At 64.8% G+C, this 24,534-nt stretch carries 22 protein-coding genes; 9 read left to right on the top strand and 13 right to left on the bottom strand.

The annotated features are described in order from the left end of the window. Positions 1–84: 84 nt before the first annotated feature. The 4 genes from D2V17_RS02340 to rsmI all read right to left on the bottom strand — a co-directional run bounded on the left by D2V17_RS02340 (position 85) and on the right by rsmI (position 3,058). A complete protein-coding gene (locus tag D2V17_RS02340) occupies positions 85–690 on the bottom strand; it encodes a DedA family protein (protein ID WP_119591535.1) in 606 nt (201 codons plus the stop codon). A 32-nt stretch (positions 691–722) separates the two neighbouring features. Then, the gene (gshB, locus tag D2V17_RS02335; RefSeq protein ID WP_119591534.1) at positions 723–1,688 is read right to left on the bottom strand and encodes a glutathione synthase; all 966 of its coding nucleotides are present in this window, start codon (positions 1,686–1,688) and stop codon (positions 723–725) included. Positions 1,689–1,832: 144 nt separating this feature from the next. Further along, positions 1,833–2,183, bottom strand: a complete 351-nt coding sequence (locus tag D2V17_RS02330; protein WP_119591533.1) for a YraN family protein — start codon at positions 2,181–2,183, stop codon at positions 1,833–1,835. Next, positions 2,180–3,058 (bottom strand): 16S rRNA (cytidine(1402)-2'-O)-methyltransferase, encoded by an 879-nt coding sequence (gene rsmI, locus D2V17_RS02325; RefSeq protein WP_119591532.1) that lies wholly within the window; start codon positions 3,056–3,058, stop codon positions 2,180–2,182. The genes D2V17_RS02330 and rsmI overlap by 4 nt, the downstream gene beginning before the upstream one ends. Before the next feature lie 63 nt (positions 3,059–3,121). Between rsmI and D2V17_RS02320 the strand changes: the two genes are divergently transcribed. The 3 genes from D2V17_RS02320 (at position 3,122) to D2V17_RS20900 (ending at position 7,101) form a co-directional block, all read left to right on the top strand. After that, entirely contained in the window at positions 3,122–4,246 is a 1,125-nt protein-coding gene (locus D2V17_RS02320) for a penicillin-binding protein activator (RefSeq protein ID WP_245978455.1), read from the top strand. Positions 4,247–4,321: 75 nt separating this feature from the next. Beyond that, a complete protein-coding gene (gene parE / locus D2V17_RS02315; RefSeq protein WP_119591530.1) occupies positions 4,322–6,328 on the top strand; it encodes a DNA topoisomerase IV subunit B in 2,007 nt (668 codons plus the stop codon). Further along, positions 6,328–7,101, top strand: coding sequence for a hypothetical protein (locus tag D2V17_RS20900; protein WP_147367186.1), 774 nt, complete (start codon positions 6,328–6,330; stop codon positions 7,099–7,101). Before parE ends, D2V17_RS20900 begins: the two co-directional genes overlap by 1 nt. A gap of 108 nt (positions 7,102–7,209) precedes the next feature. Here D2V17_RS20900 and D2V17_RS02310 read toward each other — a convergent pair whose 3' ends face one another. From D2V17_RS02310 to D2V17_RS02300, 3 genes are read right to left on the bottom strand one after another with little or no spacing between them, the layout of a single operon-like run. Next, positions 7,210–7,935, bottom strand: a complete 726-nt coding sequence (locus D2V17_RS02310; protein ID WP_119591529.1) for a glutathione S-transferase family protein — start codon at positions 7,933–7,935, stop codon at positions 7,210–7,212. Between the two features lie 28 nt (positions 7,936–7,963). Further along, positions 7,964–9,163: an exo-beta-N-acetylmuramidase NamZ family protein gene (locus tag D2V17_RS02305; RefSeq protein ID WP_119591528.1), complete on the bottom strand. Its 1,200-nt coding sequence runs from the start codon at positions 9,161–9,163 to the stop codon at positions 7,964–7,966. Further along, positions 9,160–9,663 carry a DOMON-like domain-containing protein gene (locus D2V17_RS02300; RefSeq protein WP_245978454.1) on the bottom strand — a complete coding sequence of 168 codons (504 nt, stop codon included), beginning with the start codon at positions 9,661–9,663 and terminating at the stop codon, positions 9,160–9,162. Before D2V17_RS02300 ends, D2V17_RS02305 begins: the two co-directional genes overlap by 4 nt. Before the next feature lie 89 nt (positions 9,664–9,752). Here D2V17_RS02300 and tyrS point away from each other — a divergent pair, with 89 nt between their 5' ends. The 5 genes from tyrS to D2V17_RS02275 all read left to right on the top strand — a co-directional run bounded on the left by tyrS (position 9,753) and on the right by D2V17_RS02275 (position 14,421). Next, positions 9,753–10,991 (top strand): tyrosine--tRNA ligase, encoded by a 1,239-nt coding sequence (tyrS, locus tag D2V17_RS02295; RefSeq protein WP_119591526.1) that lies wholly within the window; start codon positions 9,753–9,755, stop codon positions 10,989–10,991. Positions 10,992–11,054: 63 nt separating this feature from the next. Beyond that, entirely contained in the window at positions 11,055–11,396 is a 342-nt protein-coding gene (locus D2V17_RS02290; RefSeq protein WP_119591525.1) for a PilZ domain-containing protein, read from the top strand. 92 nt (positions 11,397–11,488) lie between these two features. Beyond that, positions 11,489–12,757, top strand: a complete 1,269-nt coding sequence (locus D2V17_RS02285; protein WP_119591524.1) for an MFS transporter — start codon at positions 11,489–11,491, stop codon at positions 12,755–12,757. Positions 12,758–12,793: 36 nt separating this feature from the next. Then, positions 12,794–13,714, top strand: a complete 921-nt coding sequence (cysK, locus tag D2V17_RS02280) for a cysteine synthase A (RefSeq protein ID WP_119591523.1) — start codon at positions 12,794–12,796, stop codon at positions 13,712–13,714. Positions 13,715–13,725: 11 nt separating this feature from the next. Next, on the top strand, positions 13,726–14,421 hold the full coding sequence (locus D2V17_RS02275) for a dienelactone hydrolase family protein (RefSeq protein WP_191229034.1): 696 nt from the start codon (positions 13,726–13,728) through the stop codon (positions 14,419–14,421). A gap of 97 nt (positions 14,422–14,518) precedes the next feature. On the opposite strand, the gene D2V17_RS02270 is transcribed toward D2V17_RS02275, so the two are convergent. From D2V17_RS02270 to D2V17_RS02260, 3 genes are all read right to left on the bottom strand, one after another. Continuing rightward, positions 14,519–16,297, bottom strand: coding sequence for an acyl-CoA dehydrogenase C-terminal domain-containing protein (locus D2V17_RS02270; protein WP_119591522.1), 1,779 nt, complete (start codon positions 16,295–16,297; stop codon positions 14,519–14,521). Between the two features lie 20 nt (positions 16,298–16,317). Further along, positions 16,318–16,689 carry a phosphoribosyl-AMP cyclohydrolase gene (hisI, locus tag D2V17_RS02265; protein WP_119591567.1) on the bottom strand — a complete coding sequence of 124 codons (372 nt, stop codon included), beginning with the start codon at positions 16,687–16,689 and terminating at the stop codon, positions 16,318–16,320. A 323-nt stretch (positions 16,690–17,012) separates the two neighbouring features. Then, a complete protein-coding gene (locus D2V17_RS02260) occupies positions 17,013–17,651 on the bottom strand; it encodes a ComF family protein (protein WP_119591521.1) in 639 nt (212 codons plus the stop codon). 41 nt (positions 17,652–17,692) lie between these two features. On the opposite strand from D2V17_RS02260, the gene D2V17_RS02255 reads away from it, so the two are divergent. After that, positions 17,693–18,439: a methyltransferase domain-containing protein gene (locus D2V17_RS02255; protein WP_245978453.1), complete on the top strand. Its 747-nt coding sequence runs from the start codon at positions 17,693–17,695 to the stop codon at positions 18,437–18,439. Positions 18,440–18,505: 66 nt separating this feature from the next. Here D2V17_RS02255 and ppdK read toward each other — a convergent pair whose 3' ends face one another. The 3 genes from ppdK to D2V17_RS02240 form a co-directional block, all read right to left on the bottom strand. Continuing rightward, on the bottom strand, positions 18,506–21,172 hold the full coding sequence (ppdK, locus tag D2V17_RS02250) for a pyruvate, phosphate dikinase (protein ID WP_119591520.1): 2,667 nt from the start codon (positions 21,170–21,172) through the stop codon (positions 18,506–18,508). A gap of 55 nt (positions 21,173–21,227) precedes the next feature. After that, the gene (gene glyS, locus D2V17_RS02245; RefSeq protein ID WP_119591519.1) at positions 21,228–23,435 is read right to left on the bottom strand and encodes a glycine--tRNA ligase subunit beta; all 2,208 of its coding nucleotides are present in this window, start codon (positions 23,433–23,435) and stop codon (positions 21,228–21,230) included. Positions 23,436–23,553: 118 nt separating this feature from the next. Then, positions 23,554–24,462, bottom strand: coding sequence for a glycine--tRNA ligase subunit alpha (locus D2V17_RS02240; protein WP_119591518.1), 909 nt, complete (start codon positions 24,460–24,462; stop codon positions 23,554–23,556). Between the last annotated feature and the right edge of the window lie 72 nt (positions 24,463–24,534).

The following is a 24,534-nucleotide window of genomic DNA, read 5'->3' as shown; positions in this document are numbered from 1 at the left end:
CGCAAGCAAGCGTCGAACCCCCACCCCCCAGCCCCTCCCCAAGGGGAGGGGAGCAAGGCGGAACTGGGTTAATGCCCTGAGACTCTAACGCTCAGCGCGCGGCTTCCATGTGATCACACGATAACCATACCCCACCAGCATCACCACGATGCAGCCCAGCAGGATATAGCCGAGCCATTCCTGCGAATCGGCCAGCCAGTGCCCGAGCCACTCGCCGCCCTTGATCAGCAGCGCGTTCCACACCAGCGATCCGGCGAAGGTGAACACCGCAAACTTCCACTTCGGCATATGCGCCAGCCCCGCTGGCAGCGAGATGATCGTGCGCAGGAAGGGCGAGAAGCGCAGGAAGAACACCACCCAGTGGCCATGCTTCTTGAAGTACGACTGCGCCTTCTCGACGTCCTCCCACTCCATCGTCAGCCAGCGCCCCCAGCGTTCGACGAAAGGCTCAAGCCGGTGGCGCGCCCAGGTGTCACCGATCCAGTACCAGAACCAGTTGCCCACCAGCGAACCTACCGTGCCAATCAGCAACAGCGGCCAGAACGCCATGCTCCCGCGGTTCACCAGCACCCCGCCCACGCCCATGATCACCTCGGAGGGGACCGGCGGGATGACATTCTCGAGTGCCATCAGCAGGAAGATGCCGAGATAGCCGCCCTGCTCGATTGCCCGGATAATGAGTTCTGCCATGGCTTAGGAATGCGCGAGAGGCGCGGAAGTTCTCAGGCTGCGGCCAGCATTTCGGCATGGCGGCGTTCGAGCGCATCCCAGATGCGGCCAGCCGTGTCGGTGCCGTTGAACCTGTCGATGGCGACGATCCCGGTCGGGCTGGTGACGTTGATCTCGGTGAGGTACTCGCCGCCGATCACGTCGATGCCCACGAACACGAGCCCGCGCCGTTTCAGCTCCGGACCCATCGCAGCGCAGATTTCCTCCTCGCGCGCGGTCAGCCCGGTCGCCTCGGCGGAGCCGCCTTGGGCCAGGTTGCTGCGGAACTCGCCCACACCCGGCTTGCGGTTGATGGCCCCTGCATATTCGCCATCGACCAGCACGATGCGCTTGTCGCCCTGCGCCACGCTGGGGAGGAACGGCTGGACCATATGCGGCTCGGGCCAGGTCTGGTTGAACACCTCGAACAGCGCCGAGAGGTTGGTGCCCTCGGCGTCGAGCTTGAAGATCGCCTTGCCGCCGTTGCCGTGGAGCGGCTTCACCACCACCGCGCCGTGCTTGTCGATAAAGGCGCGCACGTCGTCGAGCTGCCGCGTGACCAGCGTCGGCGGCATGAACCGCGCATAGTCGAGAACGAACATTTTTTCCGGCGCGTTGATCACCTCGCGCGGGTCGTTCGAGACGAGCGTCTGGCCCTTCAGCCGGTCGAGCAGTAGCGCGGCGCTGATATAGCCGAGGTGAAACGGCGGGTCCTGCCGCATCAGGATCACGTCGATATCCTCGGCCAGATCGAGGCGGCGCTTCTCGCCCTTGGTGAAGTGGTTGCCCACCTCGGGCCGCAGCGTCACCGGGTGGCCCCAGGCGATGATCCGCCCCTCGTCATAGCCGAGCGTGGCGACATCGTAGTGGAACACCTCGTGCCCGCGCGCCTGCGCCGCAAGCATCAGGGCGAAGCTCGAATCCCCGGCGATGTTGATCGTTTCCAGCGGGTCCATCTGGACGGCTACACGCAAGGGCATGATTTTACTCCGGCTTCATTTCCAACGCCCGCTCATGCTGAGCCTGTCGAAGCATGGCCGCGACACTGGCCCCATGGCTGGCTTAGGGTTGTGCCTATCCTTCGACAAGCTCAGGATGAGCGGGTGTGGGTGCTGGAGCCCAGCTCAAGGCATCCAGGCGTTGACGATGTGGCGAGGCTCAGCGCCCGGCGCAAGGAGGATCACGTCGATCCTGATATCTTCTCCGCCAGCGGCATAGTCATGCGCGACCGCCTCCACCGCCGCCGCCACCCGCGCAAGGCGGCGCTCGTCGATGGCAAGGTCGAGGTCGGCCTCGGTGCGGCGGAACTTTACTTCGGCGAACACCACCAGCCCCGGCGTGCGGGCGACAAGGTCGATCTCGCCGACCTTTACCTTCACCCGGCGGGCGACGATCTCGAAACCCTGAGCCTCCAGAAACAGCGCCGCCGCATCCTCGGCCTGCCGACCGCGCGCCTCGGCCAGCTGGCGCTTCATTCGCCTTTCAGCTCCATGGCGCGGGCATAGAGCGCCTTGCGGTCAAGCCCGGTCGCCTTGGCCACCTCGCCCGCCGCGCGCGAGGGCTTTTCAGTCTTCAAAAGGTCGCGCAACATCGCCTCGGCATCGTCGGCGCTTGGCTCGACCTCGACTGGCGGGCCGACCAGCAGCACAATCTCTCCCTTGGGCGGATGCGCCTCGAAATGGGCGAGCACATCGGCGGCGCTCCCGCGCTGGCATTCCTCGTAGAACTTGGTCAGCTCGCGCGCGACGGCCACCTCGCGGCCCGGCAGCAGCTCGGCGATCGCGGCAAGACTTTTCCCCAAGCGCGGCGCGGTCTCGAAAAAGATCAGCGTGGTCTGCACCGGGGCCAGCTCGGCCAGAACCTCGCCGCGCGCCTTGTCTTTCGCGGGAAGGAAACCGGCGAACAAAAACCGGTCGTTCGGCATACCCGACAGCGCCAGCGCGGTGAGCGGCGCACTAGCCCCCGGCACCACCGTGACCGCCACACCCGCCGCGCGGGCATCCTCGACCAGACGATAGCCCGGATCGGACACCAGCGGCATCCCCGCATCCGACACCAGCGCCACCGGCCCCACCCGCATCCGCTCGACCAGCCCGGCGCGTGTGCCCGCTTCGCTATGATCATCATAGCGCCACATCTTTTTCGCAATACCGAGGTGGTTCAGCAGTTTGCCGGTCACCCGCGTATCCTCGCAGGCGACCAGATCGCAGGCCGTCAGCACCCGGATCGCGCGCAGAGTGATGTCGCCAAGATTGCCAATCGGGGTGGCGACAATATACAGCCCCGCAGCTAGAGCATCGGGTTCGGAGCTTGCCGCGTCTGTCGGATAGTCGATCACAGGCGCGGTCATGACCAGAATTGGCGGAGACGACAAGCAATGTTTGGGTATTTGAAGCGCAGTCTTGCAGTGGCCATGGCTACGCTCACGCTGGCGGCCTGTCAGGTCATCCCCGGCGGCGGAACGGTCGATCGTGCACCGCCGGTCGAAAACCCGAATGCCGGCCTGCCCGATGCAGAGTCCCTGCCCACCGACGAGGCCCGCCACCGCGTCGCGCTGCTGGTGCCGTTGTCGGGCACCAACGGCGAAGTCGGCCAGTCGATTGCCAATGCCACCACCATGGCCCTGCTCGACACCGGCGCCGATAGCCTGCGGATCACCACCTACGACACCGCCGGCGGGGCCGAAAGCGCCGCTCGCCGCGCATTGGCCGACGGCAACAAGCTGATCCTCGGCCCGCTGCTGCGCGACAATGTCGGCGCGGTGCTGGCGCAGGCACGGCCCGCTCAGGTGCCGCTGATCACCTTCTCCAACGACATCTCCGTCGCCCGTTCCGACGTGTTCGTGATGGGCCACGCGCCCGAGCAGTCGGTCGCGCGTACCGCCAACTTCGCCATCGATCAGGGTGCGCGCAACTTCGCCGCGCTGGTGCCCTCGGGGGAATATGGCGACCGGGTGCTGGCTGCGCTGCGCCTCTCGCTCGAAACGCGCAATGCCCGGCTGGTGACGTTCGAGCGCTTCGACCGGGGCAACCGCTCGATCATCAGCGCGGCAGGCCGTCTGCGCGAGCGCGGCGGCTACGACACCGTGCTGATCGGCGACGGCGCGCGCCTCGCGATCATGGCCGCAGCCGAGCTGAAGGATGCGGGCGCAGCCCTGCCCTCGCTGATCGGCACCGAGCTGTGGGCGGGTGATATCTCGCTGACGCAGAACGCGCAGATGCGCGGCGCATGGTTCGCCGCCGTGCCCGACGAACGCTATCGCCAGTTCGCCCAGAGCTACGAGAGCCGCTTCGGCGCGCAGCCCTATCGCATCTCGACGCTCGGCTACGACGCGGTGCTGCTGTCGCTGCGGATCGCGCGCGACTGGCGCCCCGGCACCCGTTTCCCCACCGAACGCCTGACCGACGATGGCGGCTTCATCGGGCTCGACGGGGCATTCCGCTTCCTCGGCACCGGCGTGGGCGAGCGGGCGATGGAAGTGCGCCAGGTCGGCAACGGCACCTTCTCGGTGGCCGATCCGGCCCCGACGCGCTTTTGATAACAGCATTTGCGGGTCGGAAAAATGTTCTGACCCGCTTGTGGCCGGGAATCGCTACGCCCTATAGTCGCTCTTATGAGCGATAACCTGTTCGACAGTGCCCCGGCCACCAGCGGTGACTACGATTCCTCCTCCATCGAGGTGCTGGAGGGGCTGGAGCCGGTGCGCCGCCGTCCCGGCATGTATATCGGCGGCACCGACGACCGCGCCTTGCATCACCTCGCCGCCGAGGTGCTCGACAACTCGATGGACGAGGCTGTGGCCGGCCACGCCAACCGCATCGAGATGGTGCTGGAGGAAGGCCCGCCCGGCACGGCTGGCAAGCTCACCATCACCGACAACGGGCGCGGTATGCCGATCGACGAGCATCCCAAGTTTCCCGGCAAGTCGACGCTGGAGGTGATCCTCACCACGCTGCACTCGGGCGGCAAGTTTTCGGGCAAGGCCTATGCCACCTCGGGCGGTCTGCACGGGGTCGGCGTGTCGGTGGTCAATGCGCTTTCGGTGCTGACACGGGTGGAAGTAGCGCGCAACCGCGAGGTCCACGCGCAGGAGTTTTCCAAGGGCGTGCCGAAGGGGAATATCGCCAAGATCGGCGATACGCCCAACCGGCGCGGCACCTCGGTCACCTTCATTCCCGACCCGGAGATTTTCGGCGAACGCAAGTTCTCGGCCAAGCGTCTGTTCAAGCTGGCACGCTCAAAAGCCTATCTGTTTGCGGGCGTGGAAATCCGCTGGAAGTGCGCCGCGGCGCTGGCGAGCGACGAGGTGCCGACCGAGGCCGTGTTCCAGTTCCCCGGCGGCCTTGCCGATCACCTGAAGGAGCAGGTCGGCACCCGCGAATGCGTGACCGCCGACTTCTTCGCCGGCAATCAGGACTTTCCCGCCAATGACGAAGGTGTATCGCAAGGCCGGGTCGAATGGGCGATAGCCTGGCCCTTGTGGTCGGATGGCTCGACCAGTTGGTATTGCAACACCGTGCCCACCCCCGATGGCGGCACCCACGAGCAGGGCCTGCGCGCGGCGCTCACCAAGGGCCTGCGGGCTTTCGGTGAACTGACCAGCCAGAAGAAAGCCAAGGACATCACCGCCGACGACGTGATGACCGGTTCGGAAATCATGCTCTCGGTGTTCATCCGCGACCCGCAGTTCCAGAGCCAGACCAAGGACCGCCTGACCTCGCCCGAAGCCGCAAGGCTGGTCGAGAACGCGGTGCGCGATCACTTCGACATGTTCCTGTCCGACAACATGGACCGGGGGCGTGCGCTATTGGGCGCGGTGATGGAGCGGATGGACGAGCGCCTGCGGAGGAAGCAGGAACGCGAGATCAAGCGCAAGACCGCCACCAACGCGAAGAAGCTGCGTCTGCCGGGCAAGCTCACCGATTGTTCGGGCGACGGCGAAGGCGAGACCGAGCTGTTCATCGTCGAGGGCGACAGCGCGGGCGGCAGCGCCAAGCAGGCGCGCAACCGCAAGACGCAGGCGATCCTGCCGATCCGCGGCAAGATCCTGAACGTCGCCAGCGCCAGCGCCGACAAGATCCGCGCCAACTCCGAAATCGCCGATCTCGCGCTCGCGCTCGGCTGCGGTACCCGCAAGGACTGCGATCCCGAGCAGCTGCGCTACGACCGGATCATCATCATGACCGACGCCGATGTCGACGGCGCGCATATCGCGACGCTGCTGATGACGTTCTTCTTTCAGGAAATGCCCGAGCTGGTCCGGCGCGGCCACCTCTACCTCGCCCAGCCGCCGCTCTATCGCCTGACCGCGAACAAGCAGAGCATCTATGCCCGCGACGACGAGCACCGGCAGGAAATCGAGAACGGGCCGTTCAAGGGCAAGAAGGTCGAGGTGAGCCGCTTCAAGGGTCTGGGCGAGATGAACCCCGGCCAATTGCGCGAAACGACGATGGCCCCGGAGACGCGCAGCCTCGTGCGGATCACCCTGCCCGAGCAAAACGAGCAGCGCTTCGCGGTGAAGGAGCTGGTCGACCAACTGATGGGCCGCAACCCCGAGCACCGGTTCAACTTTATTCAGAACCGTGCGGGCGAGATTGATCGTGAGATGATTGATGCGTGATGGCCTACGACGTGCAACAGATTCAGGAGATGGAAGACTCTCTTGAGGACTGCATTGAAAAGCTGCAATCTTTGCTCATAGCCTACGCCTCACGGAATTATCGGACGGAAAGAGGCCGCGAACTTGCAGTTCATGGATTTTCTAGGCGTATAAAAACCGTGGAATATGGCATTCGAACTGTCTTCGATATCCTTCCACTTCACGAAGAAAATCCGTCTATACAATCCCTAAATACTGCAAACTGCATAATTCAAAGCATTATGATAAATGTTTTTGGAGCTCTCGAAAATTTATCTCAAATATGGGTTCATGAAAGTGATGTTCGAGGAAAAAAGGGGAATTTGCTTTCAGGAAGACAAATCGGCCTAAGCCCAAATCACTCGCAATTTCGTAGTTCTTTGCCCGATGATTTGAACGAATATGTCTCAAACTTGGCAGAGTGGTATGATTACCTTTCTCAATATCGTCACGCTTTGGCTCACCGAATACCACCCTACCTCGTTCCCCGCACATTTTCAGACATTGATGCGAAAGAGTACCGTAAGGTTGATGCCGAAATGTTAGCCGCATTAAAGAATTACGATTTCGATCAGCACCTTCAATTGTCAAGACATCAAGATTCTATTGGCTCGTACAGTGCATTGATGATGCATTCTTACAGCGAGGGAGCTGTTCCAATATTTTTTCACCCGCAGTTAATTTGCGACGCATTGACAATCCATCAAGCAGGTGAGAGGTTTCTTCTTTACCTTCCGAATTGCCCACGCTACTAACCATCACTATGAAAGCCAAGCCAGTGATGGCTTCAGCGGCCTCTTGGATGATAATTTGGTTTCTGCTGGCCACTGCCTCAGCCAAACGCCGCCAACATCATAATCCCTTTAGAACTCCCTTGGTACCTCCGCGAACACCGCCTTCACCGCGGGCCGCGCGTTGATCTGCTCGATCCAGCGCACGAGGTGCGGGGTGTCATCCGTGTTCACCAGCTCGGCGAACCCGAACTGCATCCCGTTCGCGATCGAGAAGTTGCAGATGTCGGCCAGCGAGTACATCCCACCTGCCAGCCACTCGTGATCGGCGAGGTGATCGTCGAGCTTGCGCACCGACACACCGATCTTGCGCATTTCCTCGTCGAGCATCTCCTGCGGGAAACCCTCGCGCGCGCGGCGCCACTTCACCTGCTGCTCGGGCACCGGGATGCGTGCGACAACCTCCTCGAACTCGGCATCCGACAGCTTCTCCACCATCTTGCTGACGTGCCGCGACCAGCCGATGGTCGAGACGCACCAGCAGAAATACTCGTCGACCCACTTGGTCCAGATCCGCATCTGCGCGCGGCCAAAATGGTCGTCGGGGCGCAGTTTCAGCGCGGTCGGGTGCGCGTCTTCGAGATATTCGCAGATCACCGTGCTTTCGGTGACGATCTTGCCATCATCATCGAGCGCAGGCACCTGCCCACGCGGGTTGATCTCCTTGTACCATGCCTCGTGGTGCTCGAACTTGGCGGGGTTGAGCAGCCTGTGCTCAAACTCCAGCCCTTTCTCATAGAGCGCCAGCATCGGCTTCAGCGAATTGGCACCCGGCCCGAAGCTGTAATAGGTCAGCATGATCTCTCTCCCTCATGCACTGTTCTTGTCAGTAGAGCAGTATATCCCGCAAGTCCTCGCGCCATTGCGCTTCGTCAATCGCGGCGAGCCGTTCGAGGTCGCCCGCTTCGGACGCCGCATCGTCGACCCATTCGCGCAAGGCCGGGCCGCCGTTGATCACGTCGATGGCCAGCCGCTCCAGCTCGTATTCGTAGGGGAAATCGCGCCAGATTTCGTAATCGGGATAGAGCCGCCGGATCCCCTTGAAGGCCAGCGCCTGCAAGCGCCACGGACGGAAGGCCTGGTGGTCGTAGAACCGGCCCTCGGCGTGGATCATCAGGCCGTGGCACAGCTCGCCCACGTGCTTGTGGAAGGTCGGGGTGAACCAGCACTCACGCAGAGCGCAGCCAGCCAGCCACTCGGGCGCGAACGCGCTCATTTCGGCCAGCACGGCCTTGGCATCGACATCGGGCGCGCCGAACAGCACTTCGAGCGGACGCGTGGTGCCCCGCCCTTCCGAAAGCGTCGCGCCTTCGATCATCACCGTCCCGGCATAGGCACGCGCCATGTTGAGGCTCGCGGCATTGGGGCTCGGGTTGATCCAGATACGGTCGGTCGGCCAGCCGTAGCCCGGCGCACTGTCCGGCTCCCAGCCCTCCATCGCGATCACGCGGTAGTCCACATCGAGCCCGAAATGGCGCACGAACCAGTGCCCCATCTCGCCCATGGTCAGCCCGTGCCGCATCGGCATCGGCGCCGCGCCAACGAAGCTCTCCTGCCCCGGCACCAGCAAAGTGCCCTCGACCGGACGGCCCGCCGGGTTGGGCCGGTCGAGCACCCACACACTCTTGCCCGCCTGCGCCGCCTCTTCGAGCAGATAGAGCAGCGTAGTGACAAAGGTGTAAATACGGCAGCCGAGGTCTTGCAGGTCGAACAGGAACACGTCGGCCGTGTCCATCATCGCCGCCGTGGGCCGTCGCACCTCGCCGTAGAGGCTGAAAATCGGGATGCCGAGGACGGGATCGATCTCGTCCTCGGTTTCCACCATGTTGTCCTGCTTGTCGCCCTTCAGCCCGTGTTGCGGGCCGAAGGCGCTGGTCACGTTCACCCCCGCCGCGATCAGCGCATCGAGGCTGTGCGTGAGGTCAGCCGTAACGCTCGCCGGGTGGGCGACAAGCGACACGCGCTTGCCTTCCAGCGGCGCGCGCAAGGCGGGGTCGGCGATGAGGCGGTCGATACCGAAGGTCATGCCGCGCGGGTTCGCGCAAACTCCGCCGTGAAGCAAGCAGGATCGTGAAAGTCGGGCTGGTCGGGATTGCCATGGGCGAGCGCCCAGTAGCTCTTCACTCCGCCCTGCTCTTCCAGCACCGCAGCAAAGCCCAGCGAGCACGGCGGATCGGGCATCTGCGCGCGCGGCAGTTCGGCATCGAAGATCGCCATCGCCATGCCGGTGCGCATGGTGCAGGTCGGCTCGCGTTCGAACGGGCGCTCGGTCATGCCCTCGCGCACGCCGGTAAAGTCGTAGGCCGCCCAGCGCTCGGACGGCGAAAGGTTGAACTCCGAATAGCCGCTGGCGCCTTCGGGTTGCATGAACAGCTCGAAACAGGTGGACTGCCAGAGGTTATCGGCACGGCCCTTGCCGGCGAAGGGTGGAACAATCAGCTTCGAAACCCCATCGACACGCCAGCGCACTCTGAGCCAGTTGTTGCTGGCAGAGATCATCCGCGCTTCGACGCGGGCGACTGCCACGGGGGGATGGGACGGGTGGGGAACAAGTTGGTACGTTTGCAAGCAGGGGTCCTCGTGCTAAGCGCCGCCACCGCCAAACCGAGGGAACGATGACGACCTACAAATCCGATTTGCTGCGCGTGCTAGACGAACGTGGCTATGTCCACCAGATGACGAATGCTGCGGGACTGGATGTTCTTGCCGCGCGGCAAGTCGTTCCGGGCTATATTGGATTCGACGCCACGGCCCCCTCGCTGCACATCGGCAGCCTCGTCCAGATCATGATGCTGCGCCGCTTGCAGCAGACCGGCCACAAGCCGATCGTGCTGATGGGCGGCGGCACCACCCGCATCGGCGACCCCACCGGGCGCGACGAAAGCCGCAAGATGCTGTCGGACGAGACCATCGAGGCGAATATCCGTGGCATCTTCACCGTGTTCGACAAGCTGCTCACTTTCGGTGACGGGCCGACCGACGCGGTGATGGTCAACAATCACGATTGGCTCGGCCAGCTCGGCTATATCGAGCTGCTGCAGGAAGTCGGCACGCACTTCACGATCAACCGCATGCTGACCTTCGATTCGGTCAAGCTGCGGCTCGACCGCGAGCAGCCGATGACCTTCCTCGAATTCAACTACATGATCCTGCAAGGTTACGATTTCCGCCATCTCTCCAAAGCGATGGACGTGCGCCTGCAGATGGGTGGCTCCGACCAGTGGGGCAATATCGTCAACGGGATGGAACTGGGCCGCCGGATGGACGGCTCGGAGCTGTTCGGGCTCACCACCCCGCTGCTGACCACGGCGGACGGGGCCAAGATGGGCAAGACCGCCGCCGGGGCGGTGTGGCTCAACGAGGAACAGCTGCCCAGCTACGATTTCTGGCAATACTGGCGCAATGTCGATGATCGCGACGTGGGCAAGTTCCTGCGCCTGTTCACCGACCTGCCGCTCGACGAGATCGCGCGGCTTGAGGCGCTCGAAGGCAGCGAGATCAACCACGCCAAGGTGGTTCTCGCCGACGAGGTGACCTCGCTGGTGCGCGGTGACGAGGCCGCAAAAGCCGCTCGCGCCACCGCCGAGCAGACCTTCGCTGGCGGCGGCATGGGCTCTGATCTGCCCAGCCTCGACCTGCCCGCCGAAGGCATGCGCGTCGGTGCGGTGCTGACGGCGCTCGGGTTCACCGCTTCGGGCGGCGAAGCCAAGCGCAAGATTGCCGAGAACGCGGTGAGGCTGAACGATGAGCCTGTATCCGATCCCGGCCAGCTGATCGTGGTCGAGCCCGGAGCCGAAGCCCGCCTCAGCCTCGGCAAGAAGCGACATGCGATACTACGCTGTAGCGGGGGTTAAGATTCTCTCCAGCATTGTCTGCGACAATGATTCGTAGCCACGAATAACGGAGGAAATCGCACCATGGCATCTGGCGCACAGCTAAGTGCCACCGATATGCGTCGTTCGACACGGCATCCAGTGAACCATTCGCTGATTGCCGAGTCCTTTCGCGAGGGCGATCTCAAGCTCCATATCGCCAATATCTCGTCGCATGGCTTCATGATCGACGGCGGCACCGGCAACATTGTGCGCGGCGACCGCCTGATCGTGCGCCTGCCGGTGATCGGGCGGATCGAGGCCTATTGCATCTGGGTCGTGGACGATCGCGCCGGATTTCAGTTCGAGCGACTGATCCGGGCCGACGATTTTTCCAGGCTGATCAAGGAAATGCAGCCGAACCCCGCGCTGCGCCGCCGCGTCTGAAGCCCGGCCCTGCACGGGCGCAAAGATAAGCTGTCAGCCCAAAAAATGCGATTGTCTTGGCAAGGCCTTCACGCCCTGCCATTGCCCAGCCTGTGAGCACCACGACCGCCATCCCCAGCCACCCGTTTCGCATCCACAACTTTCGCATGTTCTGGGCTGCGCGCCTGTGCATGACCCTGTCGCAATATTCGATGATGCTGATCATCGGCTGGCAGACCTACAACATCGCCCGCGCTGGCGGGATGAGCGTGGGCGACGCCTCGGGCCAGCTGGCCATGATCGGGCTGCTGCAATTCGTGCCGCTGTTCGTGCTCACGCCGTTTTCGGGTCTTGCCGCGGACCGCTTCGACCGCCGCAGCCTTGGGCGGATCACCGTTAGCCTGCAATTGCTGTGCGCCGGCGCGCTCGCCTTTGCGACCTACCACGGACATATCGAGCTGTGGATCATCTTCACCGTGGCCGTGCTGCTGGGCGTGGCGCGGGCCTTTTCCGGCCCGGCGCTGTCCTCGCTCGCGCCCAATCTGGTGCCGAAGCAAATCCTGCCCAACGCCATCGCGCTCTCCTCGATCAGCTGGCAGAGCGGCATGATCATCGGCCCGGCGCTGGGCGGCTATCTCTATGTGTCGGGCGCATGGATTCCCTATGCCGCATCGGCAGGGCTGTTTGCGCTCACCATCGTGCTGCTGTCGCTGATCGGCAAGGTGCCGCAGCCGGCCCGCTCCACCGGGCGTCCGCTTCACCAGATTCGCGAGGGGATGGCCTATGTCGTACAAAACAAGATGGTGCTCGGCTCGATCACGCTCGACCTGTTCGCGGTGTTTCTTGCCGGGGCGACTGCGCTGTTTCCGGTGTTCGCGCGCGACATTCTGCAAGTGGGCTCGCGCGGGCTGTCCCAGCTCGCCATGGCGCCTGCCATTGGCGCGGCGATCGTGGCGCTGTGGTTCTCGTTCCGCCCCCTGAGGAACAACGTCGGCGTAAAAATGCTGCTGGCCGTGGCCGCTTTCGGCGGGGCGACCATTGTCTTCGGCTTTTCACGGTGGATGCCGCTGAGCCTTGCCATGCTGGTGATCGTGGGCGCGGCGGATATGTTCAGCGTCTATATCCGCCAGTCGCTGATCCAGCTGCATACGCCGGACGAAAAGCGCGGCCGCGTGTCGGCGGTATCGCAGATGACCATTTCGGCCTCGAACGAGTTCGGCGATTTCTTCTCAGGCAGCCTCGCTTTCCTGATCTGCCCGGTCGCCGCGGTGGTGGTCGGCGGCGCGGGGGCGATTGCCACTGTCGCGGCCTGGACCAGGCTGTTCCCGGTGCTGCGCAACACGAAGACCTTCGATCCGCCGCGCGATCTGCTAGACAGATAGGGACTCGCGCAAAGCACTAGCTGAGAGGAAAAGCGCATGAAATTCGACAACGTCCTGGGCACCATCGGCAACACCCCGCATATCCGCCTGGCTCGCCTGTTCCCCGACCACGAGGTGTGGGTGAAGAGCGAGCGCGGCAATCCGGGCGGCTCGATCAAGGACCGCATCGCGCTGGCCATGATCGAGGATGCCGAGAAATCGGGCCTGCTCAAGCCCGGCGGCACCATCGTCGAGCCGACCAGCGGCAACACCGGCGTTGGCCTCGCCATGGTCGCGGCGGTCAAGGGCTACAAGCTGGTGCTGGTCATGCCCGAAAGCATGAGCATCGAGCGCCGCCGTCTGATGCTGGCCTATGGCGCAAGCTTCGATCTCACCCCCAAGGAAAAGGGCATGAAGGGCGCCATCGCCCGCGCCGAGGAACTGGTCGGCACAATCGACGGTGCGTGGATGCCGCAGCAGTTCGAGAACCCGGCCAACGTTGCGGTTCACGTGGCGACCACGGCAAAGGAAATCCTCGCCGACTTCGCCGACGCGCCGCCGCAGATGCTGATCACGGGCGTTGGCACCGGCGGCCACCTCACCGGCTGTGCAGAAGCGCTCAAGCAGCACTGGAGCGACCTCAAGGCCTATGCCGTGGAGCCCGAGCTGTCGCCGGTGATCTCGGGCGGCCAGCCCGGTCCGCACCCGATTCAGGGCATTGGCGCCGGCTTCATCCCCGGCAACCTGCACACCAAGGCCATCGATGGCGTGATCAAGGTCGATGCCGAGGCGGCCCGCGAAATGGCGCGCCGTTCGGCGACTGAGGAAGGGCTGCTGGTCGGCATCTCCTCGGGCGCGACGCTGGCGGCGATCGCCGAGAAGCTCAAGGAATGCGAACCGGGCACCCGCGTGCTTGGCTTCAACTACGATACGGGCGAACGCTATCTCTCGGTGCCCGACTTCCTGCCGACCGAATAGGAGCGCTGCCGATGCTCGCACCTGTATCCTATACCGATGGCAAAACCGCGCTGACCGGCCATGTCGCCCGCCCGCATGGTCCGGCGCGCGCGGCGGTGCTGGTGCTGCCGACGATCATGAACATCACCCCCTCGGTCGAAGCCAAGGCCCATGCGCTGGCCGAGGCGGGTTATGTCGCGCTGGTGGCGGATTTCTACGGCCAGATGCCGGACGACTTTGCCGCAGCGCGCGATCTGGCAATGGAGGTGCGCAGCACGGTGGAGCTTTACCGCCAGCGCCTGCGCGCCAACCTGCGCGCGCTGGTGCAGCTGCCCGAGGCGGCGGGCCTGCCCGTCGGCGCAATCGGGTTCTGCATGGGCGGCCAGGCCGCGCTGGAGCTGGCCCGCGAGGGGGCTCCGCTGTTTGCGGCGGTGAGCTTTCACGGGCTGCTCGGCACCGATCACCCGGCGGAACGCGGCGACGTACGCGCGCGCATTCTGGTCTGCCATGGCGATGCCGATCCGATGGTTCCGCGCAGTCAGGTGATGGCGTTCTGGGAGGAAATGGACGAGGCCGGAGCCAACTGGCACTTCCACTCCTACTCGGGGGTCAAGCACGGTTTCACCAACCCCGCGCCGACCGACAACCCCGCCACCGCCTATGACGCCAGCGCTGACCGCCAGAGCTGGGCGGCGATGCACGCGCTGTTCGATGAGGTGCTCGGATAAAGAGACCCGTCGGCCCGCACTTGATGCGGGCCTGGGCTTTACTTGAGCGCGAAGGAAGCCCGACCCCGTGTCAAGCACGGGGTGACGGACAAAGAGGTCAGCTCCGCAAAAACTGTTCCGGCTCCATCGCCAGCATCGCGCCAGCGCCTGCCTTCACCCGGTGACGCAGCGCGGTGCAGAGCGGCAGCTGCTGCTCGGCATAGAACTCCGCCGTCGCCAGCTTGGCCTTGAGGAAGCCTTCATCACCCTCGCCCGCATCGAGCTTGCCTTGCGCAACCTTGGCCTGCTTCAGCCACATCCAGCCGACGGCCAGCACGCCCACCAGCTGCATCCAGGCATAGGACGCGCCCGCCATATCCTGCGGATTGGTCGCACCCTGCTCAACCAGCATCTTCGCCGCCGCCTCGCCATGGTGGACCGCCTTGCCGAGTGGATCGGCGATGAAAGCCAGCTTATCGCCCGCCGCATCGCAGTCGGCGGCGATCTGGGCGAGGAAAGCCATGGCCACCGCGCCGCCGTCCTTGGCCGTCTTGCGCCCGGCAAGGTCGAGCGCCTGCACGCCGTTTGCGCCTTCGTAGATCATGGCGATGCGGGCATCGCGCACGATCTGCTCCATGCCCCACTCGGTGACATAGCCGTGCCCGCCGTAAACCTGCTGCATATTGACCGCGACCTCGAACCCGCGATCGGTGCCGAAGCCCTTGAGCACCGGGGTCATGAATGAGACCACGGCATCCGCCTGCTGGCGCTCTTCCGCCGTCTCGGCATGGTGCGAGAGGTCAAGATGGAGCGCGGTCCACAGCACCAGTGCGCGGAACCCCTCGGCAAAGGCGCGCGCGTCCATCAGCATCCGGCGCACGTCAGGGTGAACAATCAGCGGATCGGCTGCGGCCGCCTTGTCACGCTCGCCCAGCCCTCGGCCCTGCTTGCGATCAAGCGCATAGGCGGCGGCCTTCTGGTAAGAATTCTCCGCATGGCCGAGCCCCTGCGTGCCCACGCCCAGCCGCGCGGCGTTCATCATGATGAACATGGCGGCCAGCCCCATGTTCTCCTCGCCGAGCAGCCAGCCTTTGGCACCATCGAAGTTCATCACGCAGGTGGCCGAGCCATGAAGGCCCATCTTGTGCTCGATCGAGCCGCAGCTCACCGCGTTGCGCGAGCCGTCATCCAGCACCTTGGGCACGAGGAACAGCGAGATCCCGCGCGTTCCCGCCGGTGCATCGGGCACACGGGCGAGCACGAGGTGGACGATATTGTCGGTGAGATCATGCTCACCGCCCGAGATAAACACTTTCTCGCCGGTGATCGCATAGCTGCCATCGGCCTGCCTTTCGGCGCGCGTGCGCATCAGGCCGAGGTCGGTCCCGGCATGGGCCTCGGTCAGCGCCATGGTCGCCAGCCATTCACCCGCCACCATCTTCGGCAGATAGGCGGCTTTCAGCTCGTCGCTGCCCGCGCTGTTCACCGTTGCCACAGCGCCCTGCATGATGCCTGAGAACATCGTGAACCCGGCGCAGGCGCCGTTCATGTACTCTTCGAAAACCGAATTGAGCACATGCGGCATGCCCTGCCCGCCAAACTCCTCGGGCTGGGCCAGCGTGCCCCACCCCGCCTCGACCAGCGAGGTATAGGCTTCCTTGAAGCCATCGGGAGTGGTGACCGAGCCGTCCTCGTGGCGGGTGCAGCCCTGCGCATCGGCATTCTGGTTAAGCGGCGCGATAACCTCGGCGCAGAACTTGCCCGCTTCGCTCACCACCGCTTCCAGCGTTTCCGCATCGACCAGCGAGAACGCCTCAATGCCGCGATACTTCTCGAATTCGAGCACGTCCTCAATGACGAACAGGGTATCGCGAACAGGCGGATAGTAAGGGGTCACTCAATGTCTCCGGGCAATGGTCAGTCGAGTCGGGTCAGGCCATCGGGGCCGAGCCGCCGGTAAAAGCAGCTACGCTCTCCCGTGTGGCAGGCCGGGCCGTGCGGGCGCACCTTCAGCACAAAGGCATCCTGATCGCAATCGACCAGCATCGCCTTGACCTCAAGCAAATGGCCCGAAGTCTCACCCTTCTTCCAGAGCTTGCCGCGGCTGCGCGAATGGAAATGCGCAAACCCGGTCGCCCGGGTGGCGTCGAGCGCCTCCTGGTCCATGAAGGCGAACATCAGCACTTCGCCGGTGGTTTCGTCCTGCACGATTGCCCCGGCCAGGCCCTGAGCGTCAAAACGGGGCAGAAAAGCGTTGCCCTGCTCGCGGTCCGCATCCTTGGTAGAAATGAGCCTATTCCTTTCCAGATCGGGCGCGGATGGCGCCGCGCCATGCAATTGTTTGTTGCAGGATAATCACAGCCATACGGCAAAATCCTTGCTGCGGTGCGATGAGTGTTTCGCGCGAGGCCCGCAAGTGGAATCATGCACGTGCGGCTTGGACGGGCCGTCTTCATTTCAGGCCGAGGCCAGGGAAATGGGGGGAATTCGGCGGTAACCGCCAGTTCATGAGGGTTAGAAGCGGCGCGCGCCTTGAGGGGGGAGCAGCGCGAGCTTCTAGAAAATTCGTCACGCTAACGCCCGGGGGCCATGCCTCCGGGCGTTTTTGTTGGTTAATCGAGCCCCACCCGCGCGAAGCAGACCACCCTCACCCGCGCTGCGCCCGCCGCATCCAGCGCCGCAATACAAGCCCGCGTCGTCGCGCTACTGGTCAGTACGTCGTCGACCAGCAAGACATTCGCCCCCGCCAGTTGCGCCGACCGCGAGGGGTTTGCCGCGATGGCCCCTTCGAGCACATGTGCCCGCGCCGCGCTACCCAGCCTGCCGAGACTCGGCGTATGCTTGCGTCGCACCAGCGCATCGACCACCAGCCGCGCGCCGGTCAGCCCCGCCAGCTCGCGCGCGAGCAGCGCCGACTGGTTGTAGCCGCGCTGCCACAGCCGCCAGCGGTGGAGCGGGACGGGCACGGTCAGCCACACGCCCTCCAGCGGGCCGAGCCGCGCCGCCATCATCCGCGCCAGCACCGGCGCGAGCGAAATCCTCCCCCCGCGCTTGAAGGCGAGCACCAAGTCGCGCGCCGGATCGTTGTAGGCAACGGCGGCGACCACCCCGCCCTCGGCCTCGGGAAAGGTGAGCTTCGACCAGCACCCGGTGCACAGACCGGTCTGCGTGCCGATGCCCTCGCCGCACAGCGGGCAGCGCGGCGGCCAGATCAGGTCGACCAGCGGAGCAAGAGCCTGCGCGACTGTCATCGCACCTATGCTGCGCGCCCGGCTGGCTGTAGGCAAGCGCCATGACTCCCCCCGTTCCGACGATTTTCGCCCCTGCCCGCCGCCTCGCCATCCGCCGCCGCATGCGCGCCATGCAAGCCCGTGGCGATGAGGCACGCTTCCTGCTCGACGACATGGTCGACGACGTGGTCGAACGCCTCGCCTTCCTGCGTCACGTGCCCGCGCGCGCGCTGCTGATCGGCGAATGGTCGGGCCTTCTCGTGCCGCAATTGCCGCACGGCTGCGAGGTGGTCTCGCTGCACCCCGAGGAGGGTTTTGACGAGGAGACCCCCTTCCCCGTCGGCGGGTTCGACCTCATCGCCAGCTTCGGCACGCTCGACACGGTGAACGACCTGCCCGGCGCGCTGATCCATCTGCGCGGTGCGCTCAGCCCCGGCGGGCTGATGGTGGCGAGCTTCCCCGGCGCGGGCAGCCTTCCGGCGCTGCGCGACGCCATGCTCGCCGCCGATGGCGAGCGGCCTGCGGCGCACATGCACCCGATGGTCGACGTGCGCGCGGGCGGTCAGCTGATGACGCGCTGCGGCTATGCCAGCCCGGTGGTCGATTCGCGCCCGCTTTCGGTCAGCTACCGCAGCTTCGCCCACCTTCTGCGCGACTTGCGCGCTCAGGGTCTCAGCCGCGCGCTGGCCTCGCCGGTGCCGAGGCTCAGCCGCGCTCAGGCCGCGCTGGCCGCCGCCAAGTTCATGGACGGAGCCGAGCGCCGGACCGAAGAGTTCGAGATCCTGACGCTCAGCGGATTCCGCAAATAACAGGACACCGTCCGCTCACCCTGAGCCTGTCGAAGGGCAAGCTCAGGGTGAGCGGAGGTAAAACTGTTACTTCAGCGCGGCCTGCGCCGCCGCCAGCCGCGCAATCGGTACACGGTAAGGCGAGGCGCTGACGTAATCGAGGCCGGTCTCCTCACAGAACGCGATCGAGGCCGGGTCGCCGCCATGCTCGCCGCAGATGCCGAGCTTGATGTCGGGCCGGGTGGCACGGCCGCGCTCGGCGGCAAGGCTCACCAGCTGGCCGACACCGTCGACATCGAGGCTGACGAAGGGGTCGCGGGCATAGATGCCCTTCTCGACATAGGGCGCAAGGAAGCGCGCCGCATCGTCGCGGCTCACGCCGAGCGTGGTCTGGGTGAGATCGTTGGTGCCGAAGCTGAAGAACTTGGCCTCCTCGGCGATCTCGCCCGCCATCAGCGCAGCGCGCGGCAGCTCGATCATGGTGCCGACCATATAGTCGAGCCTGCGGCCCTTTTCGGCGAAAACCTGCGCCGCGACCTCGTCGACCAGCTTCTTGAGGATTTCCAGCTCGCGCTTGGTCCCCACCAGCGGAATCATCACCTCGGGCACGACCGGATCGCCCCCTTGCGCGGTGACATCGCATGCCGCCTCGAAGATCGCGCGCGCCTGCATCTCGTAGATTTCGGGGAAGGTAATGCCCAGGCGGCAGCCACGGTGGCCGAGCATCGGGTTGAACTCGTGCAGCTCGCCCGCGCGGCGGCGCAGGTGGTCTTCGCCCACGCCCAGCTTCTCGGCGAGGTCCGCGAATTCGGCATCGCCCTGCGGCAGGAACTCGTGCAGCGGCGGGTCGAGCAGACGGATCGTGCAGGGCAGCCCCGCCATGGTCTGGAAAATCTCGGTGAAGTCGCCGCGCTGCGCAGGCAGCAGGTTTTCGAGCGCCGAGCGTCGTCCGGCCTCGTCATCGGCAAGGATCATTGCGCGCACGTGCAGGATGCGGTCGGCATCGAAGAACATGTGTTCGGTGCGGCACAGGCCAATGCCCTCGGCCCCGAACCCGCGCGCGGTGCGGCAGTCGGCCGGGGTCTCGGCATTGGTGCGCACCTTCATGCGGCGGTGCTTGTCGGCCCAGTCCATCAGGATGCCGAAATCACCTGCCAGTTCGGGCTCGATGGTCGGCACTTCGCCCAGCATCACCTCGCCGGTGCTGCCGTCGAGCGTGATCACATCGCCTTCCTTCAGCTCGGTGCTGCCGATGCGCAGGGTGCGGTCGGCGAGCCGGATCGAGACGTCCGACGCGCCCGAGACGCAGGCGCGGCCCATCCCGCGCGCCACCACGGCGGCGTGGCTGGTCATGCCGCCGCGCGCGGTGAGAATACCGCGCGCCGCGTGCATCCCGTGAATGTCCTCGGGCGAGGTTTCCACCCGCACGAGGATCACGGCGATGCCATGCTCGGCCAGCTTCTCGGCCTTGTCCGAATCGAGCACGATCTGGCCTGAGGCCGCGCCCGGCGAGGCCGGCAGACCGATCTTCGAGAGCACATCGCGCGGCGCATCGGGGTCAAGCGTCGGGTGCAGGAGCTGGTCAAGCGCCATCGGGTCGACGCGCAGGATCGCGGTCTTCTCGTCGATCAGGCCTTCGTCCACCATCTCCACTGCCATGCGCAGCGCGGCCTTGGCGGTGCGCTTGCCCGAGCGGGTCTGCAGCATCCACAGCTTGCCCTGCTGCACGGTGAACTCGATGTCCTGCATGTCCTTGTAATGCGTTTCGAGCAGGTCGAACACGCGGGCGAGTTCGCCATAGGCCTCGGGCATGATCTCTTCCATGCTCGGCGACTGGGCCCCCGCCTTCTCGCGCGCGGCCTTGGTGAGATACTGCGGCGTGCGGATGCCCGCCACCACGTCCTCGCCCTGCGCGTTGACGAGGAATTCGCCGTAATAGGCGTTCTCGCCCGTGCTCGGGTCGCGGGTGAAGGCGACGCCGGTGGCGCTGGTCTCGCCCATGTTGCCGAACACCATGGCCTGCACGTTGACCGCCGTGCCCCAATCGCCCGGAATGCCGTTCAGGCGGCGGTAGACCTTGGCGCGGTCCGAATCCCAGCTGTCGAACACGGCGGCAATCGCGCCCCACAGCTGCTCGTGCACGTCCTGCGGGAACGGCTTGCCCAGTTCGCGCTCGACGATTTTCGCATACTCGGCCACGACCTTGCGCCAGTCATCGGCGCTCAGCTCGGTGTCGGCGAAGTAGCCATTGTCTTCCTTGGCGATTTCGAGCGCTTCCTCGAACAGGCCATGGTCGATGCCCAGCACCACGTCGGAGTACATCTGGATGAAGCGGCGATAGCTGTCCCAGGCAAAGCGCTCGTCGCCGCTGGCGGCGGCGAGTCCCTCCACCGTCTCGGCGTTGAGGCCGAGGTTGAGCACGGTGTCCATCATCCCCGGCATCGACACCCGCGCGCCCGAGCGGACCGAGACCAGCAGCGGGTCGGCGGCATCGCCGAAGCTCTTGCCGACCGCTTTCTCGATATGGGCGAGCGCGGCGGCGACTTCGGCACGCAGATCGGCCGAGAAATCCGCACCCTCGGCGAGGTAGCGCACGCATTCTTCGGTGGTGATGGTAAAGCCGGGGGGTACCGGCAGGCCGATCCCGGCCATTTCGGCAAGGTTCGCGCCCTTGCCGCCGGTGATCGTCTTGTCCTTCTGACGCGGGTCCGAATGGTCGGCGTTGCCGCCGAAGGTGTAGACCGACTGGGTCATGTGGTGCCCTATCCTGCTTCTGTTATGGTTTTGATTTGGCCGAGGGGCCGTGTGATCAGCCCTCGATCTTCGAGAAATCTGCAACTTTGTGCACTGCAACACGGAATTGCGCAAGCAGGTCAAGGCGGGCCTTGCGCTTGTTCTGATCCGGGTCATTTACGGTGACATTGTCAAAGAATGCGTCGATTGGCGCGCGCAACGAGGCAAGCGCGGCCATGGCGGCGGCGAAGTCCTCGTTGGTGACGGCCATGGCGGCGCGCGGCTCGGCCTCGGCGAGCGCTGCGATCAGCGCGGCTTCGGCGGGTTCGTGGACTTGTTCGGCATATATGTCGCGCATCTGCGGATCGTCGACATTGTCGAGCGGGTCTTCGTCGCCGGTGGCCGCAAAAGCCCCTCCCTCAAGGGAGGGGTTGGGGTGGGTATGCGACGGATCGGACGTGGCATCCCCCACCCCCGGCCCCTCCCCTGTGGGGAGGGGAGTTATGTCCCAGTCCTCTTTCTTGAGGATGTTGGCCGCGCGCTTGTAGCCGGCGAGCAGGTTGGTGCCGTCTTCGGTTTCGAGGAACGATGTCAGCGCACGTGCGCGCGCTTCGATCCGGTCGGTGCGGCTGTCAGGCTGGCCCTTCCACTCGCGCGACGCAGCGATGTAATCGTGGCGCACACCCTCGTCGCGCAGCTGCACGGCAAGGCGGTCGGACAGGAACTCCGAAACGCGGGTACCGAGCTTGGCCCGGCCAAGGCCGCCCCATGCTTGCGCCGCCTGCTCCAGCGACAGCTCAAGCCCGTTGGCCTGCACCAGCCGCAGATAGCCCAGCGCCGCACGGCGCAACGCGAAGGGGTCTTTCGAACCGGTCGGCAGGATATCGATGTTAAAGAAGCTGAACAGGTTATCGAGCTTGTCTGCAAGGCTCACGGCCACCGTAAGCGGCGCAGTCGGCACTTCGTCATCCTGTCCGACAGGCTTGTAGTGATCGCGGATCGCAGCGACAACCTGCGGGTCCAGCCCTTCCTTCTCGGCATAATAGCCGCCCATAAGGCCCTGAAGCTCGGGGAACTCGCCGACCATTTCGGTGACGAGGTCGGACTTGCACAGTTCGGCTGCCTGACGGGCAAGGTTGTGATCGCCGTTGGGCGCGCGAGCATCGGACACGAGCCATGCGGCCAGCTTCGCCACCCGGTCGACCTTATCGGCAACAGTGCCGAGCTTCTCGTGGAAGGTGATCCGTTCCAGCTTTTTCGCCTGTTCGCGCAGCTTGGTCTTCTGATCGAGTTCCCAGAAGAACCGCGCATCACTCAGCCGCGCCGCCAGCACCTTGCGGTTGCCGTCGACAATCGCGGCGCCGCCGTCGGAGGCCACGATATTGGCGGTGCAGACGAAGGCATTGGCGAGCTTGCCCTGCGCATCCTCGCAGACAAAATACTTCTGGTTCACCCGCGCCGTCAGCTGGATCACCTCGGGCGGTACGTCGAGGAACGCCTCGTCGAAGCGGCCCAGCAGCGGCACCGGCCATTCGGTCAGGCCAGCGTTCTCCACCACCAGCCCCTCGTCAGCGACCAGCGTCAGCCCCGCAGCGGCAGCAGCCTTAGCGGCACCCTCGCGGATAATGTTCTGCCGTTCCTCATGGTCGACGATCACATGGGCCGCACGCAGCTTGGCGGCATAGTCGCCTGCGTTCGCGATTTCGATGTCGCCCGAGGAATGGAACCGGTGCCCGCGCGTCACGCGGCCCGAGGCGATCCCGCCCACTTCGCAGGGCACCAGTTCACCGCCCAGCAGCGCCACGATGCCCGACAGCGGACGCACCCAGCGCAGCGACTCGGTCGAGAGCGAGGCCGCACCCCAGCGCATCGACTTGGGCCACGAGAAGTCGCGGATAATCGCCGGAATCGCTGCGGCCAGAACATCGCTGGTGGCGCGCCCCGGCTTCTCGATCACGGCGAACCATGTCGCGCGGCCCTTGACCTCGCGCTGTTCGAGCTGGTCGCGGGTGACGCCGTTCTTGTTACAGAAACCGTCGACGGCGGCATCGGGCGCGCCGACCGGCGGGCCCTTGGCCTCCTCGCGCACCGCCTCGGTTGCCTGCGGCAGGCCCTTGGCGATCAGCGCCAGACGGCGCGGGGTCGAGACAACCTCGACCTCGCCCACAGAAACACCGGCGGCGTCCATCTCGCGGGCGAACAGTTTGGCCAGTTCAGCGCGCGCGCCAGCCTGCATCCGGGCGGGAATTTCCTCGCAGCGCAGTTCGAGCAGGAAATCGCTCATCACATACTCCGATCGTGCTGAGCTTGTCGAAGCACTGCACTTCTCTTCACAGGTTCGACAAAAGAGTAATACAGCCCTTCGACAAGCTCAGGGCGAACGGGTGTGGGGGCCGGACAGCTCACAGCGACCACTCCGGATATTTTGCCTGCCATTCGGGCATCAGTTTCTCGGCATATTTTTCGCAAGACCCGCGCGCGAGATCGCGCACGCGGCCCATGTAGCTGGCCCGCTCCTGCACCGAGATCACGCCGCGCGCCTGCAACAGGTTGAACACGTGGCTGGCCTCGATCGCCTGCTCGTAGGCGGCGATGGGGACGTTGTTTTCGAGGCTCAGCTGGCACTCGGCCTCGGCCTTGTTGAACAGGTCGAACAGCGCCTCGGTATTGGCGACCTCGAAATTCCACTTCGACATCTGACGCTCGTTCTCAAGGAACACATCGCCATAAGACACGCCGCGCCCGTCGAAGTTCAGATCGTAGACGTTGTCGACGCCCTGAATATACATCGCCAGCCGCTCAAGCCCGTAGGTCAGCTCACCCGCGACAGGTTTGCAGTCGAACCCGCCCATCTGCTGAAAATAGGTGAACTGGGTGACTTCCATCCCGTCGCACCAGACTTCCCAGCCCAGGCCCCAGGCACCCAGCGTCGGCGATTCCCAGTCGTCTTCCACGAAGCGGATATCGTGGGTCAGCGGATCGATCCCGATCAGCTTCAGGCTTTCCAAGTAGAGGTCCTGAATGTTAGCCGGGCTTGGTTTCAGGATCACCTGATACTGGTAGTAATGCTGAAGCCGGTTCGGGTTCTCGCCATAGCGGCCGTCGGTCGGGCGGCGGCAGGGCTGGACATAGGCGGCGTTCCACGGCTCCGGCCCGAGCGCGCGCAGGGTGGTGGCAGGATTGAACGTGCCCGCGCCCATGCGCATGTCATAAGGCTGGAGGATCAGGCAGCCATTACGGCTCCAGAAGTCGTGCAGCGTCAGGATCATGTCCTGAAAGCTGGTTTGCGGGTTGCGCGCGGTCTCGGCCATCATGGCAGCGGCGCATGGCTCAAGCGCGCGGGGGCGTCAATGGGCCAGCCTCGCGCGCGTGCTTGACAGGCC

The organism is Aurantiacibacter xanthus (assembly GCF_003584015.1).
Classification (GTDB): domain Bacteria; phylum Pseudomonadota; class Alphaproteobacteria; order Sphingomonadales; family Sphingomonadaceae; genus Alteraurantiacibacter; species Alteraurantiacibacter xanthus.
The sequence above is the reverse complement of the archived record's forward strand: the minus strand, read 5'-3'. Positions and strand labels throughout refer to the sequence as shown.

Excerpts from the sequence above, each read along its gene's own strand:
- D2V17_RS02340 (WP_119591535.1), bottom strand. The coding sequence starts at position 690 with ATGGCAGAACTCATTATCCGGGCAATCGAGCAGGGCGGCTATCTCGGC.
- gshB (WP_119591534.1), bottom strand. The coding sequence starts at position 1,688 with ATGCCCTTGCGTGTAGCCGTCCAGATGGACCCGCTGGAAACGATCAAC.
- D2V17_RS02330 (WP_119591533.1), bottom strand. The coding sequence starts at position 2,183 with ATGAAGCGCCAGCTGGCCGAGGCGCGCGGTCGGCAGGCCGAGGATGCG.
- rsmI (WP_119591532.1), bottom strand. The coding sequence starts at position 3,058 with ATGACCGCGCCTGTGATCGACTATCCGACAGACGCGGCAAGCTCCGAA.
- D2V17_RS02320 (WP_245978455.1), top strand. The coding sequence starts at position 3,122 with ATGGCTACGCTCACGCTGGCGGCCTGTCAGGTCATCCCCGGCGGCGGA.
- parE (WP_119591530.1), top strand. The coding sequence starts at position 4,322 with ATGAGCGATAACCTGTTCGACAGTGCCCCGGCCACCAGCGGTGACTAC.
- D2V17_RS20900 (WP_147367186.1), top strand. The coding sequence starts at position 6,328 with ATGGCCTACGACGTGCAACAGATTCAGGAGATGGAAGACTCTCTTGAG.
- D2V17_RS02310 (WP_119591529.1), bottom strand. The coding sequence starts at position 7,935 with ATGCTGACCTATTACAGCTTCGGGCCGGGTGCCAATTCGCTGAAGCCG.
- D2V17_RS02305 (WP_119591528.1), bottom strand. The coding sequence starts at position 9,163 with ATGACCTTCGGTATCGACCGCCTCATCGCCGACCCCGCCTTGCGCGCG.
- tyrS (WP_119591526.1), top strand. The coding sequence starts at position 9,753 with ATGACGACCTACAAATCCGATTTGCTGCGCGTGCTAGACGAACGTGGC.
- D2V17_RS02290 (WP_119591525.1), top strand. The coding sequence starts at position 11,055 with ATGGCATCTGGCGCACAGCTAAGTGCCACCGATATGCGTCGTTCGACA.
- cysK (WP_119591523.1), top strand. The coding sequence starts at position 12,794 with ATGAAATTCGACAACGTCCTGGGCACCATCGGCAACACCCCGCATATC.
- D2V17_RS02275 (WP_191229034.1), top strand. The coding sequence starts at position 13,726 with ATGCTCGCACCTGTATCCTATACCGATGGCAAAACCGCGCTGACCGGC.
- D2V17_RS02260 (WP_119591521.1), bottom strand. The coding sequence starts at position 17,651 with ATGACAGTCGCGCAGGCTCTTGCTCCGCTGGTCGACCTGATCTGGCCG.
- D2V17_RS02255 (WP_245978453.1), top strand. The coding sequence starts at position 17,693 with ATGACTCCCCCCGTTCCGACGATTTTCGCCCCTGCCCGCCGCCTCGCC.
- ppdK (WP_119591520.1), bottom strand. The coding sequence starts at position 21,172 with ATGACCCAGTCGGTCTACACCTTCGGCGGCAACGCCGACCATTCGGAC.
- glyS (WP_119591519.1), bottom strand. The coding sequence starts at position 23,435 with ATGAGCGATTTCCTGCTCGAACTGCGCTGCGAGGAAATTCCCGCCCGG.
- D2V17_RS02240 (WP_119591518.1), bottom strand. The coding sequence starts at position 24,462 with ATGGCCGAGACCGCGCGCAACCCGCAAACCAGCTTTCAGGACATGATC.